Origin of the sequence: Corynebacterium pacaense (genome assembly GCF_900169525.1) — a bacterium.
Classification (GTDB): Bacteria; Actinomycetota; Actinomycetes; order Mycobacteriales; family Mycobacteriaceae; genus Corynebacterium; species Corynebacterium pacaense.
Genome location: NZ_LT821240.1, coordinates 632,884 through 646,364 on the forward strand (window position 1 = coordinate 632,884; position 13,481 = coordinate 646,364).

16 protein-coding genes are annotated in these 13,481 nt (G+C 65.5%); 6 read left to right on the forward strand and 10 right to left on the reverse strand.

Annotation, left to right across the window (positions count from 1 at the left end; all coding sequences use genetic code 11):
* Positions 1 to 362 precede the first annotated feature (362 nt).
* The 4 genes from B7E02_RS10000 (at position 363) to B7E02_RS10015 (ending at position 3,023) form a co-directional block, all read left to right on the forward strand.
* Positions 363 to 1,106 carry an Rv1157c family protein gene (locus B7E02_RS10000; RefSeq protein ID WP_245802245.1) on the forward strand — a complete coding sequence of 248 codons (744 nt, stop codon included), beginning with the start codon at positions 363 to 365 and terminating at the stop codon, positions 1,104 to 1,106.
* A 10-nt stretch (positions 1,107 to 1,116) separates the two neighbouring features.
* Positions 1,117 to 1,656 carry a ribonuclease FAU-1 family protein gene (locus tag B7E02_RS10005; RefSeq protein WP_080795632.1) on the forward strand — a complete coding sequence of 180 codons (540 nt, stop codon included), beginning with the start codon at positions 1,117 to 1,119 and terminating at the stop codon, positions 1,654 to 1,656.
* 72 nt (positions 1,657 to 1,728) lie between these two features.
* Positions 1,729 to 2,619 (forward strand): S1 family peptidase, encoded by an 891-nt coding sequence (locus B7E02_RS10010; protein ID WP_080795634.1) that lies wholly within the window; start codon positions 1,729 to 1,731, stop codon positions 2,617 to 2,619.
* A 5-nt stretch (positions 2,620 to 2,624) separates the two neighbouring features.
* Complete coding sequence (locus B7E02_RS10015) at positions 2,625 to 3,023, forward strand: DUF3592 domain-containing protein (RefSeq protein ID WP_080795637.1); 399 nt, start codon at positions 2,625 to 2,627, stop codon at positions 3,021 to 3,023.
* Here the strand turns inward: B7E02_RS10015 and B7E02_RS10020 are convergent.
* Positions 3,020 to 3,439 (reverse strand): NUDIX hydrolase, encoded by a 420-nt coding sequence (locus tag B7E02_RS10020; RefSeq protein ID WP_080795640.1) that lies wholly within the window; start codon positions 3,437 to 3,439, stop codon positions 3,020 to 3,022. The two genes, B7E02_RS10015 and B7E02_RS10020, sit on opposite strands and share 4 nt — an antisense overlap.
* Positions 3,432 to 3,809 carry a DUF2218 domain-containing protein gene (locus B7E02_RS10025; protein WP_080795643.1) on the reverse strand — a complete coding sequence of 126 codons (378 nt, stop codon included), beginning with the start codon at positions 3,807 to 3,809 and terminating at the stop codon, positions 3,432 to 3,434. Before B7E02_RS10025 ends, B7E02_RS10020 begins: the two co-directional genes overlap by 8 nt.
* A 276-nt stretch (positions 3,810 to 4,085) precedes the next feature.
* Between B7E02_RS10025 and B7E02_RS10030 the strand changes: the two genes are divergently transcribed.
* Together B7E02_RS10030 and B7E02_RS10035 are read left to right on the forward strand one after the other, a co-directional pair.
* Positions 4,086 to 5,036, forward strand: coding sequence for a DUF808 domain-containing protein (locus B7E02_RS10030; RefSeq protein WP_080795645.1), 951 nt, complete (start codon positions 4,086 to 4,088; stop codon positions 5,034 to 5,036).
* 196 nt (positions 5,037 to 5,232) lie between these two features.
* Positions 5,233 to 7,068, forward strand: coding sequence for a hypothetical protein (locus tag B7E02_RS10035; RefSeq protein ID WP_080795648.1), 1,836 nt, complete (start codon positions 5,233 to 5,235; stop codon positions 7,066 to 7,068).
* Between the two features lie 28 nt (positions 7,069 to 7,096).
* Here the strand turns inward: B7E02_RS10035 and tpx are convergent, their stop codons facing one another.
* The 8 genes from tpx to B7E02_RS10075 all read right to left on the reverse strand — a co-directional run bounded on the left by tpx (position 7,097) and on the right by B7E02_RS10075 (position 13,349).
* A complete protein-coding gene (gene tpx, locus B7E02_RS10040; protein WP_080796894.1) occupies positions 7,097 to 7,591 on the reverse strand; it encodes a thiol peroxidase in 495 nt (164 codons plus the stop codon).
* 96 nt (positions 7,592 to 7,687) lie between these two features.
* Positions 7,688 to 8,371 (reverse strand): PIG-L deacetylase family protein, encoded by a 684-nt coding sequence (locus B7E02_RS10045; protein WP_080795651.1) that lies wholly within the window; start codon positions 8,369 to 8,371, stop codon positions 7,688 to 7,690.
* Positions 8,372 to 8,428: 57 nt separating this feature from the next.
* Complete coding sequence (locus tag B7E02_RS10050; RefSeq protein ID WP_080795654.1) at positions 8,429 to 9,499, reverse strand: calcium:cation antiporter; 1,071 nt, start codon at positions 9,497 to 9,499, stop codon at positions 8,429 to 8,431.
* A gap of 78 nt (positions 9,500 to 9,577) precedes the next feature.
* Positions 9,578 to 10,051, reverse strand: coding sequence for a nucleoside/nucleotide kinase family protein (locus B7E02_RS10055; RefSeq protein ID WP_080795657.1), 474 nt, complete (start codon positions 10,049 to 10,051; stop codon positions 9,578 to 9,580).
* The gene (locus tag B7E02_RS10060; RefSeq protein ID WP_080795661.1) at positions 10,048 to 10,803 is read right to left on the reverse strand and encodes an energy-coupling factor transporter transmembrane component T family protein; all 756 of its coding nucleotides are present in this window, start codon (positions 10,801 to 10,803) and stop codon (positions 10,048 to 10,050) included. The genes B7E02_RS10055 and B7E02_RS10060 overlap by 4 nt, the downstream gene beginning before the upstream one ends.
* Entirely contained in the window at positions 10,800 to 12,134 is a 1,335-nt protein-coding gene (locus tag B7E02_RS10065; protein WP_080795662.1) for an ABC transporter ATP-binding protein, read from the reverse strand. The genes B7E02_RS10060 and B7E02_RS10065 overlap by 4 nt, the downstream gene beginning before the upstream one ends.
* Positions 12,135 to 12,137: 3 nt before the next feature.
* Positions 12,138 to 12,755 (reverse strand): ECF transporter S component, encoded by a 618-nt coding sequence (locus tag B7E02_RS10070; RefSeq protein WP_080795665.1) that lies wholly within the window; start codon positions 12,753 to 12,755, stop codon positions 12,138 to 12,140.
* A gap of 183 nt (positions 12,756 to 12,938) precedes the next feature.
* Entirely contained in the window at positions 12,939 to 13,349 is a 411-nt protein-coding gene (locus B7E02_RS10075; protein ID WP_080795667.1) for a VOC family protein, read from the reverse strand.
* Between the last annotated feature and the right edge of the window lie 132 nt (positions 13,350 to 13,481).

Sequence of the window (13,481 nt, forward strand, 5' to 3'; positions counted from 1 at the left end):
GTTGGGCCCTTCGCGCACATTGAAGGTTCCGGCTCCCCACCGTGGAAGAGGAGTCCGTCGCCGCCGTCGCCGCCCCGGCTGTCCCGCCCCGACCCACCTGAACTGGCAATCCTTAACTTTCCCGCGGGTTTTGGTAACGAAATGGCATCGGTGCGCGACCTAAGAGTTAAGCAACTGACGGAAGTGGATCGCCGCCGGATTGTGCCGGACTCCCGGATGGAAACTCCGGGACCGTAAAGAGAAGCATTCAATATTGACAGCGAATATTCCGCGATTAATGTGTCAGGAGAGGCTAGAGTTAACTCGAGTTTCTATTGTGACCTCAACGAGTTCGCCATCAATGAAAGGCAAGTTCAACCATCGTGCTAAAAGCCCAGGCAGGACACATACAAGGACCCAGGCGCCGGTTCAGCCTGCGTTTCCTGGCTGCGGCGGTTGTTCTCGGCACCGCGGCCTCCACCGCCGTGCCCGCCTCCGCGAGCCCCGTCGATGATGCCTACGCATTTTCACAGAACCTCTCCAGTGGCCTGCCCGTGGATCAGTGGGGTCGACCCAACCAGCAGGTGCGCGATCAGATCGCCGCACTCGCCGCACAGCCCTGGGTGCCCGCGGAGGTCCGCGGAATAATCGCCCAGGCACTTGGTTTCCTCGATGGTGGCGGCGAACCGGGTGTGGAGATCCCGAAGGGTGCCCCCCGTATCGCACAGTTCGCCTGGCCGACACGGGCGGAGAACTGCATCGCAGGCGACTCCGCCTCGATCGGCAGCGCCTTCGCCGTGCCCGGTCCGGCGGACCTGCCCCTGCCCGGGGCGGGTCCGGGTCAGACATCCTTCGTATTCACCGCACTGGGCACCGGTCCCCTCGCGGCTGAGCAGCAGTCCAAGATGCAGGTGCAGTGGGCCAATCTGAGCACCCTCACCCACGGCAGCACCGTGCTGGGTAACACCGGCATCAATCCCGAGGGGCCCTCGACCCTCTCCGGAGTCGCCGACACCGGTAGCGGCGTCATCGTCGCCGTCCTCACGGGCGGCCTGAGCACCGCCGTGCAGGATGCACCGGTCACCTGCAATTTCGCCCCGACCGCAGTGATTTTTGATGTGAGATAAGGAATTGACAATGGCAGATCTTCATCCCGTCAAAGAGGAGACCTTCAACACCGCGGAACGGGTGAACACCGACCCCAAAGGGTTCCTGCGGAATGTGGACACCTTCAGGGTCACCGACTTCGGCCTCTACATGGCCCGGGGCGCGGACCACCCGAGGTTCGGCTACCTGGAGAGCTGGCTGCTGCCGGGTCTGGGCCTGCGCGCCAACATCTTCCACTTCCGCGAGGGGGTCGAGGAACGGCAGGATTTCTACATCGACATCGCGGAGATCAGTGTCGGGGACCAGGTGTGGACGACCCGCGATCTCTACGTCGACCTGATCTCGGTGCGGGGCGAACCCATCACCGTCATGGACATCGATGAACTGGCGGCCGCGACCTCAGCGGGACTCATCACCGCCGATGACGCCGAACGCGCCATCGACGCCACCCTCAACGCCGTGGAGGGCATCACCCGCCACGGCGACGATCCGATGGAATGGTTGCGCTCACAGGGCATCGATCTCACCTGGGCAGACACGAGCGAGGTGCGGTTGGTACCCGCCGGGTAACCGTCCCGAAGGGTCCGGACCTCCCCACGGCGGACTGTCAATACATGCAGCGAGAGCATAGAATATGAAACCATGTTGAGTTCACCCACCTCCCCCGGCCGCCCGAAGTCGGCTGCGCGTATCGGCGTCGCCGTGCTCGCAGCCACCGCCGCGACAGCGGGAAGCGTGACCCTCGGCGCCCAGCTGCCCGCCAACGCCATGGCCGACGCCCGCAACGTCTCCCCCGATGTGCGCGCGAACTCCCTCGTGCGCATGACCATCGGCAATATGAACTGCACGGGAACCCTGATAGCCCCGCAGTGGGTTCTCACCGCCAGGCACTGCATCGGTGAGGGTACGCATTCCGAGCTCACCATCGGCGGCCTGCGCATCGGCGAGACTTTCCGTGGCACCGAGGCCATCCTGCACCCCGCCGCGGATCTGGCGCTGATCAGACTCGACCACCCTTCCGGCGCCCAGGTGGCCGGACTGTCCGGCACCAACCTGCAGCCCGGGACCACCGGCAATTCCGTCGGCTGGGGCGGGTGGAACAGGTTGAACCAGTTCGTCGCCCAGCAGGGCGACGCCACGATCGTGCGCCGCGTGGTCAACGTCCCCAGCCCCGACCCCGGCGCCCAGCTTTTGGAGGCGGGTGTAACGGGCGGCCGGCTGATCCCCGGGGATTCCGGCGGCCCGCTCTTTGTCAACGGACAGCTCGCCGGAGTGCTCAGCATGTCCACGGACACCACGAACGAGAGCCGGAACGGAACCATGGGCTGGTACGTCCCCGTCGCGGAGCACCTCGACTGGATCGGCCGACAGACCGGCATCCCGGTTCCTGCGGCCACCGGGGCACCGAGCCAGTTGGTCGATGCCACCGCATATCCCTCGCAGATCCCCCCGGTCCAGGTGCTCAACATCCCGGCCACCGGAAGTTCACTGATCGATGGTTCACTGCGCAGCCTCATCCTCGGTAGCTCCTAGGAATTATGACCGGACTGATCGTCACCTTCTTCGTCGTCCTGGCGCTCGGCGTCATCTGTGTGGGAAGCGCCGCCTATTTCAGCATGCGCGAACGCGCCTTCCATGCGAGGTCCAGATCGTGCGATGCGCAGGTGACCGGATACACCAGGGACCGTGACGGGCGCTACCATACGCAGTACCGGATGCATGTCGACGGTCACGAGATCCACGGGGTGCTTCCGGCCTCTAGCTCCAGACCAATTCTCCCCGAGGGTGAAACCCTGCAGCTGCGGGTTCATATCGATGACCCGACGCGGGTGATGCAGTCACGGAGCACCCAGCTGAGCACCCTGCGAACATTCCTTTACCTTCTCGGCATCATCATGGTGATCTCGGCCGCACCGCTGCTGATCATCGCTGTCTAGGTCAACCGCGCCTCCGAGGTGTGCAGAAGCCTCGGGAACACAGCCTCGCGGCTCAGTGGCGCCAACTGCTCATCGTTAGAATCGGCGGCGAACCACCGCGCCTCCGCGATCTCCTCGAACACGGCGGGCATGGTCTCAAGGGGCGCGGGCCAAATGAAGACATCGCAATCCACGGTGTATCCACTCTCGTTCGCAGCCGGCGCAACGAATCGGCCCAGATGATCGAGGCGTTCGCCGATGAGGTCCAGGTGCAGCTCCTCCGCGATCTCGCGCACCGCGGCGCCACGCGGATCCTCCCCCGGTTCCAATTTCCCACCCGGCATCATGAAGGACCGGGTTCCGGACTTCCTGACGCTGAGCACCTCGCCGGCGGGATTGCGCAGGATCACCGCCGCGATGCGGATGACGCTACTCATCATCCTCCGCACTGAATACTCCACCCTGACTACCGTCCCCCCGACGGAAGGTGCAGGTCAGTCCCTCACGCTTGCCAAAACCCACCAGGTGCCCGCCGAGTATCCGTTCGCAGCGCTCAATCAGCTCGGCGGGCGCCTCGATGTGGATGAGCAGCACCCCGTCGCCGGTGACCAGATCACAGCTGGCCTCCCCCTCAAACGCCAGCCGAGGATTATCCGCCCCCGGACCCTGGCCCCTGATCTTGATTGATCCGCGCCGCGCATCCGCATCCCAGATGCTGACGAAGTTCTCGGCAAGATGATTCGCCAGCTGCTTTCCGTAGCGCGCGGGGCGCTCCGTGGCGACCCGCGCAGTGGAGGTAAGGATCATGGAACCACAGTGTAGCCTCAATCACCCCTGTTCCAGGTTTTTTAGACCGGGCGCCAGAAACAGCGAAGTCCGGACCTGCCCCCGGGGTACCGCTGTGGCCCTCGTGGCCGGGAGGCAAGCCTCGGCGTCGACAAGCTCAGACGGGCGCGACGACGGTCAACAGGTGTGCCGTCCTGCAGGGATGCTTGCCGCGGGGCCCCGGAGCAGCCACCCGTGGCCCCGGCGCGGACTCGGCGCTAAACTCACACCTCAGTCAACAAACGAAGGCGGAAACACATGGCAGGCGGACTCGCGGCACTTCTGGACGATATTGCGGCCATCACTCGCGCCGCCGCGGCGAGCGTGGATGACGTGGCTGCGATCACGGGTAGGACAAGTATCAAGGCCGCCGGTGTCGTCGTCGACGACGCCGCGGTGACCCCGCAGTACGTGGCGGGGGTCAGTCCGGCCAGGGAGCTTCCCATGATCTGGCGGATCGCCAAGGGATCCGTGTTCAACAAGATCGTGATCATCCTGCCCATCCTGCTTCTTCTCAGCTGGATCGCCCCCTGGTCGCTGACCCCCACCCTCATGCTCGGCGGCACCTATCTGTGCTTCGAGGGCGCGGAGAAGATCTTCCACTCCCTTGAGCGGAGGATGAAGAGGCAGGAGCACAGCACCGTCGCCAAGTCGGCTGAATCACCACAGTCGGAGGACCAGTTGGTGCGTGGCGCGATCACCACCGATCTGATTCTCTCCGCGGAGATCATGGTCATCTCCCTCAACGAGGTCGCCGACCAGAGTTTCTGGATCCGCACCGTGGTGCTGGCCCTGATCGGACTCGGTATCACCGCGCTGGTATACGGCGTCGTGGCGATCCTGGTGAAAATGGATGACATCGGACTGGCGATGGCACGCACCGACCGCGCCACCGCACAGAAATTCGGCCGCGGGCTTGTCCGTGCCATGCCCGTCGTCCTGCAGGTCATCTCCGTGGTCGGGGTGTTCGCCATGCTGTGGGTCGGTGGTCACATTCTGGTCGCCGGAACCGAGGAACTCGGTTGGGGGCTGCCGTATCAGCTCGTTCACCACCTGGAGGAATTCGGTACGGGTATCGGAGGTGGTACCCTTGGGTGGATCGCCAACACCGCCGGTTCGCTGGTCTTCGGAGTGATCTGGGGCGGAATCGTTCTCGGTGTGGTGGCGCTGATAAAAAGGTACCTGGTCCCGGTCTTCTCACGCGGCTAGCAGGGATTTGGTGAAATGGCAGGTTCTACGGTATTTTCTCGACTTTAGGTATTCTCTATTGAGTTCGGGGTTAGGATGGCAGTGAGACCGTGTGCGGCCGATACACCCGCCTGAGCCGAACGTGGAGGGTCGCGCCCGGGTGCAGGTGAATCAACAACGATGGTCGGGCGCCTTTTTGGTTTCAACAGGAGGAAACATGGAGGGTCAGGGACTCGGGGTCAGCTCCGACGGACTGTCCTTGTCCCACGCTGACCTCCATGGTCCACAAACGGCCCGCACCTACCCCGTCTACTGGCCCAGCACCTCCGACTGCCCGTCGAGGTTGACGGTCATATCGCTGGAGGACGCCGATCCCGCGGTGCTCACTTCACTGGCCGCCAGCGCAACCGGGGACACCTTCCATACCGAGGCCCGGCTCGTGCCGACCTCCACCGGACACATCGCCATCATGATCGGTGGGGTGGCCGTCGGCAGCCTCCCCGACCCCGGAATCCTGACCCGCAGCCAGATCGCCCGGCTCTACGCCTCGGAGCGCATCCCCACCTGCCTGCTGAGCATCGACACGATCGGTCCCCCCTCCGCCACGGTGTCTCTGCGCACCGACTCCTTCTCGGTTCCCGTCAACAACCCACCCGAATCGGACTGGTCCCTGTTGCCGACGGGCACCCTCCGACGTGCAGAGCCGATCCTCAACAGCCCGTTCTCCTGCCTTCCGGACCGCGCGCAGGTGCTCATGGAGTTCCGAATCGTCAATGATGTGGCCCTGCTCTATCTGAACGGTTCCGAATGCGCGATTCTGGACGCGGACTCCCTGTGCTGGGCCCACGACATCCATGAGTACTTCAGTAAGCGCCTCCTGGTTCCGGTGGTGCGGGCCTATGTCACAAGGAACAGCACCACCGGGGTGATCAGCCTCCTCATCGATGCCCTGGCAATGGGTGAATGGACCATCCGGCAGAATTCACTTCCGGTCAAACCCCTGCCCGCCCTCGTCGGGTTCCGTGCCCGCCCCCGGGACTATCCTCCCCTGGAGTTCCCCTCCGGGGCACCGGCGGCGCCTCCGACCCGGCTGCGTGAACGCATCATCCCCGGCCTGCAACGGAACCTGCCGTTCCTGGCGATCGTCCTGGGTGCGGTGAGCATCCTGTTCGGGCTGTCCTCCTCGAACCTCAACGGGCACCACGCCGTCGGTTTCGGCGCGCTCGGACTGGTCTCGACCTTCCTCGGTGGGTGGGTGTACATGTGCCGCAGCCGTGACACGCTCAGCCACCGCCAACCCCGCCTCTGGAGCCTGATCGGCCCCCTCGCGCTGAGCACCGCGCTGCCATCGCTCGCCTTCGCCATGATCGGGCTTTTTCTCGATTCCTCATCGTCGATGCACCAGACGGATCTGACGCAGGTGCGTACCCTGCCGAAGAACCCCGGGCAGATGGAGCCGAGCGAATCGCCGGCTTTCACGGGGGACCTGTATCGGACCGACCTTCCCCAGCAGATCGCCCTGATGCCCCAGCATCCGGCCGCTCAGGACGGGTCGGAGGATGGAAGCTTCACCACCGAATCCACCGCACCGCAGTCCACCCCGGAAGCCAATGCCGGAACGGCCGGTGAGAACCGGTCAACGTCACCCCGCAACTCGCCGCAGCATCCGGAGTCGCAGCGGCGGACGGAAGGGCGGACCCGGACCCGCGACAACGATGACAACGGGCCGATCTGGGCTGAACGGCCCAGCGGTCCAACCACCGCTCCTCCCGGATCCGGTACCTTCGCACCCGCTCCCCCGCCGACCGCGGGTTCGCTCCCGGCGCCATCGGATGCGGGTCCACGGGTCACCACGACCCGCCCCAGGCCGCCGTTTACCGACCCGCCGGTGGCACTTCCGCCCAAGGCTGATCCCCCTCCGACGCTCGACATGGCGGGCCAAGATGAACCGACCGCTCCGCCACAACCACCGACCACCACCGTGATCCATACACCCCCGAACGGGGATGTCCGGGACGAACCCGTGGAACCAAGTGAGGCACCCCCACAGTAGGGGCCGGTGCAGCGGCTACCGGATGCGCCTAGAGTGCGCCTAGCGCTGCGTCGTAGTCGGGTTCGGTGGTGATTTCATCGACCAGCTCGGTGTAGAGCACGGTACCGTCACCATCGGCGACGATGACCGCGCGTGCGAGCAGTCCCTTCAGCGGGGATTCCTCGAGGGTGAGCCCGTAATCCTCGCCGAAGCTGGAGCGAAACGCCGACGCCACGGTGACGTTCTCAATGCCCTCTGCTGCGCAGAAGCGCCCCAGTGCCATGGGAAGGTCCTTGGATACGCAGAGCACGGTGGTGTTCTCCAGCCCTGCTGCACGCTCGTTGAAGTTCCGGACCGAGGTGGCGCACACCCCGGTGTCCACCGAGGGGAAGATGTTCAGTAGCAGTCGACGGCCGCTGAAGTCCGCCAGCGAGATTTCTGCGAGATCGCTTCCCACCAGCAGGAAGTCCGGGAGTTTCTCCCCCACTGTCGGGATCTCTCCGACGGTTGCGGTTTCTGTTCCTTTGAAATGTGTAGTTGCCATGCCGACCATCCTAGGGAGTTGGGGTGTCTCCTGCCATGTACCCCCGGCATCAAAGGGCAATTCCGCCGACCGTGGGCCCGGCACCGGGGGTCCGCCTCAGATGCTGTGCATGGTGAAGTTCACCGCGAACTCCACCCCGGGGTCGGGGAAGAGCTCGGCGGGGCCACGCAGTGCCGCGGGGATGAGGTCCTCCGGTGCCGGGTGGCCGGGAAGAGCCGCAAGGTAGGCGGAGTGGCAGCGCAGTGATTCGATCGCCGCATCCACACACCCCCGGGACACCGGAAGTCCGACATTGGGGTCATCGGCACCGAAGATCAGGAACTGGTCGACGTTCCACGGCTGCTCGGAGCCGAGCAACCCTCGGTGCGCCCAGGGGTTTCCGGCGTCGCGGGTGGCGTCGAGTGCTGCCAGCCCCGCGACACGGTGATCGGCCTGGTTGAATCCGCCGTAGGCTTCCACCTCGAAGCTCGCGGTGACCACGGCATCGGGTTTCACACGACGGATCTCCCTGGCGATATCCAACCGCAGATCCAGTCCGTAGACCAGCATGGAATCGGGATGATTGAGAATAACAAGGTCACCAACGCCGACGGCCGTACAGGCCGCGCGCTGCTCGGCGGCGCGCAGGGGGCCGGTCTCCTCCGGGACCAGTGTGGAGATCCCCGCCTCCCCGTGGGTGAGCAGGAGGTAGGAGACCTCGACGCCCGCGGATGTCCAGTGCTTCACCGCCGCCGACAGTCCGTACTCGGGGTCGTCGGGATGGGCGACAACAACGAGCACCCGCTTCCACCCGCTCCAGTCAAGAGTTTCACCATCGATGTCCTCCCTGCTACCGCTTCAGCTCAACAGTGCCATCATATAGATGCCGAAGATCATGAGCAGGGCCGCGCCATGTACGGCGTTGACTCTGCGTCCGCTGAACACCGCCATGGACACCACCACCGCCAGGCCGAGGATGACCAGGTTGGCCGGTGTCTCGCCCAGCACCACGGCCCGGTCTCCGAGCACCCCGATCAGCAGCACTGTCGGGATGGTCAACCCCACGGTGGAGACGAGAGCGCCGTGGACGAGATTGCTCATCCTCTGGGTGCGTCCATCCCAGGACGCCCGCAGAGCGGTGATGGTCTCGGGTAGGAAGACGATCACCGCGATGACCATGCCCGCCAGCGCCGGTGGTGCCCCGAGGTCGCCGAGCACGGAATCCATCGCCGCCGCCATCCGGTGGGAGAGCACCACAATGGGCAGCACGGTGATGATCAGGACCGATATCCGGAGCGCGACCTCGAGATGTCCCGACACCGCGTGCTCCTCGTGGCGATCCCCTCCGGTGTCCGGCTCCCGGAAGTCCCCGGCCTGCGCCCCGAGCTGCCGCCGGAGAAAGAAGGTGTAGAGCGCGAGCGTCGATACGGCCACCAGCACCGCCTGGAGGCTGCCGTAGGCACCCCCTGTGCCCAGAAGGTGGGGCAGCGCGAAGGTGGTGGTGGCCATCACGGCGATGAGGCTGAGGTAGGTCCGGGTTCCGGTACCGTTGTGGTCCATTCCGCCGTGGCGGATCCCTCCGACAAGCAGTGACAGTCCGGTCACCAGGGCGAGGATGATCATGGATACCGCCATCACGGAGTCCCTGGCGATCGTCGGGGCCTGCCCCGGTCCGAGCATCACCGCGACGATGAGGATCACCTCGATGATCACGATGGACAGCGTCAGCACCAGGGAACCGAGGGGATCTCCGAGGATGCCGGCCAGTTTCTCCGCCTGCGTCACCACCCCGAAGGCGCAGAACATGATCACCGCGACAACCGCGATGAGGAGAACCGCCGCGGGGAGGCGGTCGGGAAGAAGAAGGACGACCAGCCATCCGGCGAGCATCCTGGAGTAGTCGATGGGTCTGAGGTACCTGGACGGCATGTGTGCACATTCCCTGAAAAACGGCGGGGCCGTCCCCGGTGGTCAGCTCGACCCGCCCGGGTCGTCCCAGGAGATCACCTACAACCATAGGTCATGATCGACCTCGACGTCACCGTCCCCGGCGAAGTGGATTCGTTCCTGTTCCGCCCACATGTCCCACCATGGCGCGTAGGCGGGATCACGGGCCAGTGCCCGCTCCCGCCGCATCGGCTCGGGTGCATTCAGACGCACCGTGATCACGCTCCCCAGCCTCAGGGCTGCGGCCTTCGACGCCCGCGTCACCGCCCCCGCACCCTCCACGATCAGGCTCCGTCGGGGGTGCAGCTCGACGCGGTCCGCCGGTTTCTGTCCCACCCAGTCATATCGGGTGAAACCGGGCCTGACCGGGTCGAGCACATCGGTTGCCACCATCGTCGACGCCGCGGCCAGGCCGGCCCAACCGGGATAGAAGTCATCCAGGTGGACGAGCTGGAAGCCGGTGAGTTCAGCCAGTTCGCGGCCGAGTGTGGTCTTGCCGGATCCGGACGCACCGTCGATGAGGATGGTTATCATGTTCCGAGAAACCTGAAGTAGCCGGTGTGTACGGAGACCATCACCGCGAGGATTGAGATGGCCAGGCACACCGCCACCAGCAGGGCGTCGCGGACTCCGACCGTGGACCGTCTGGCCCAGGTCCGGGAGTGCCCGCGGCCGAATCCGCGCGCCTCCATCGCGGTGGCCAGTTTCGATCCGCGCCGCAGCGAGAGCACCAGCAGACCGAATGCCATGGTCAACAGGTGCCTGATGCGTCCGCGGTCGGCGATGCCACGCGCACGCCTGGCCCGCGACATGGACTGCCAGTCCTCACGGAAGAGCGTCACCAGCCGGCCGCCCGCCACCGCTCCGATGACGAAGCGCTCCGGCAGCCTGGCCACCTGGGCGAGTCCGTCACCGAGGTCGGTGGGATCAACGCGTGCGATCAGGACGACGACGGGCAGCCCCACCGCCAGCACGCGCACCCCGATGGCGAGCGCCAGGGACAGCGAGTTGTCGGTGACGTGGGCGAGCAGGAAACTGAAGTACTCACGACCCTGGGGCCGTCCGTAGAGCGCCATGGACAGCGAGGCGATAGGAGCGATGAGAAACAGCGGCCAGCCCCGGGTGATCAGCATGGTCCAGGTGACCCCTGCCAGGGGCGCCAGGAGCACCGTGGCCGTGAGCGCAATACCGGCCGAGACGACGTCGACGCTGATCAGCAGAGGTGTGGTCAGTGCGATCAGCGCGAGGATCCGGGTGACCGGGTTGACTTCCCGCACCAGATTCATGTCAGCTCCAGGTGGTGGTCGCCCAGCGCGCGGATGAAGTCCGGGTCGTGGGTCACGGAAATGATTGTTGTTCCGGAATCACTGAGCTCGCGCAGCAGCCACACCAGCTCGCGGAAGGTGGAGGGGTCCTGGCCGAAGGTCGGTTCATCGAGAATCAGCAGCGCCGGTGCCGCGACCAGGGCCGTGGCCACCGACAGTCTTCTCTTCTCGCCACCGCTGAGGGTGAAGGGGTTCGCCTGTTGCAGGTGCCGCAGTCGCAGCCGGTCGAGCAGTTCCTCGATCCGCTCGCTCGCGCCGATACCCATGATCCGCGGCCCGACCTCCAGCTCCTCGCGGACACTTCGGGAAACGAACTGGTGCTCCGGATCCTGGAATACCGTGCCTATCCTGCGCGCGAGGTCGGCGGATTTCCAGGTGTGCACCGATTTCTGCAACCCCGACCGGAGATGCCCGCTGAGCTCGAGCTGACCCCTCCTGGGCGGAATCAGTCCGCCGATGGTCAGTGCGAGGGTGGATTTCCCGGCGCCGTTGGCACCGGTGATCACGGTGGAGGCCCCTTCGGGGATGGAGAAGCTGCGAGGGCTGCCCCACTGGGTCAGCAGATCCCGCGCCGCCACAAGTGCGGAACCGGATACGTGACGACGCTCCGGGAGCACCACCTCGACGTCGAGGTCGGCTGCGGCGATCTCACGGACGTGACCGTCGCTGACCTGCAGGACGCGGTCAACCAGGGGCGTCCACAACTCATGGCGGTGCTCCACAACGATCAGGGTGGCGCCGGTTCGGCGCACCACGTTGTCCACCGCATCGATGACATCGCGCTGGCCCCTGGGATCGAGGTTCGCGGTCGGTTCATCCAGGAGGATCAGCCTGGCACCCATCGCGATGACCCCCGCCAGTGCCAGGCGCTGCTTCTGGCCACCGGACAGGTGCCGGGTGGGGTGGTCGAGTGGGAGATCCAGTCCGACCATCTCCAGCGCGGCCTCGACCCGCGGCCAGATCTCCTCCCGCGGCACCCCGAGGTTCTCGCATCCGAAGGCGACATCGTCGCCGATCCGGGAGGCGACGGTCTGTGCGTCCGGGTCCTGCAGCACCAGGCCGGTGGAGTCGGCGTCGACAAGCAGGGATCCGCTCGGCTCCCCGTCATCGTCGAGCACGCCGGCTAGCGCGGCGAGCAGCGTCGATTTTCCGGACCCCGAGTCACCGGTGAGCAGGACGCGCTCACCGGGCTCGATGCGGAAACTGACGTCGCTCAGCGCCGGATCGCGGCGGGATCCGTGACGGTAGGAGAACCGGCGGGCCTCCACCCGCGCGCCCGTTGCGATGGTCATCTCCTAGACCCGGGGTCGCAGCTCACGTCCCGCGGCAAAGCGGTCCAGCGCCCCGGTCGCGGCCAGTGCGCGGACGAGGAAGTATCCCAGCGCCCCCGCCAGCAGTGCCCCGGAGAGCATCAGGCAGCTGAAGTAGATGATGTTGAACGCCAGCGACATGGCGAAGTAGGCGCTGAGAACGGTTTCGAGGAGATAGGCACCGACACCCGCACCCATTCCGGCCAAAACGGAGACGGGCAGGGTGAAGCGACGGTAGAGGAACAGGGCGAACACGATCTCCGCGCCCAGGCCCTGCGCGATGCCGGAGTACAGGGTCTCAATCCCCCACTGCGATGCCAGCACCGCCGACACGGAGGCGGCGAGGACCTCGACGAACAGCGCCGCCCCCGGCTTGCGGATGATCAGTCCGCCGAGCACCCCGCCGATCAGCCAGATGCCCACGGCCATGCCGCCGAGACCCGGCGTCAGCGCATCGAAGGCGGTGAACCAGGCATAGCCGATCGAGTTCCAGACGACGAAGATAAGACCGCAGGCGACACCGAGGACCGCGGCGATGACGATGTCGATGACCCGCCATGAACGGCTGGTGCGATTGGTGGCGGGCGTGACGGATGTACCCATTTTTCTTCCTCCCTAGCGCCGGCATTACCCGGATCAGGTTCTACGGTCGCAGCTTGCCTGCATCTCAGCCCGGAATCTCACCGAGCACCCGTGTGTTCTATTTTGACGTGCATCATCACCTTAGCCAATGGCGACCGGTTTGGGAAACCCCGGGGTCGGGCGGCTCCCGCGCGGCCCCGGTGGTCACTCGGCGGAGAAGCTCCACATCACGCCGAACCTGTCAAACACCTGCCCGTACCAGCCACCCCACGGTGCCTGCTCGAAGGGCATGCCCTCGGTACCGCCGGCTGCCGAGAGTTTCGCGATGAGTTCGCGGGCCCCCTCGACGCTCTCCGCGTTGTACAGCAACGAGTAGGCGGTGTCACGGACCGGCAGCTCCTCGCCGAGGGAGTCACCGCCGGAGATCAGTCCGCCCGGCAGGGTGAGCACACCGTGCGCGACGGCATCCTCGGGCGGTTCGAAGGGGAATCCCTCGGTCGGGACGTCCCTGTAGGTCAGGATCTCCAGCTCACCGCCGAAGACCTCGTGCCAGTGCCGTAGCACCTGCGCGGTGTAACCATTGAATGCAACATAGGTGGAGACAGTTCCGGCCATCTTCGGCTCCTCTGTTCGCGGTGGTGTGGACCAGCTGCGCGCCATTCTAGCAGGAAGTGATCCGTCACACATGTTCCGATGTATCGCAGATCCCACCACATCCCCGAGGCGTAAACTGGTCCCCGGCACAAC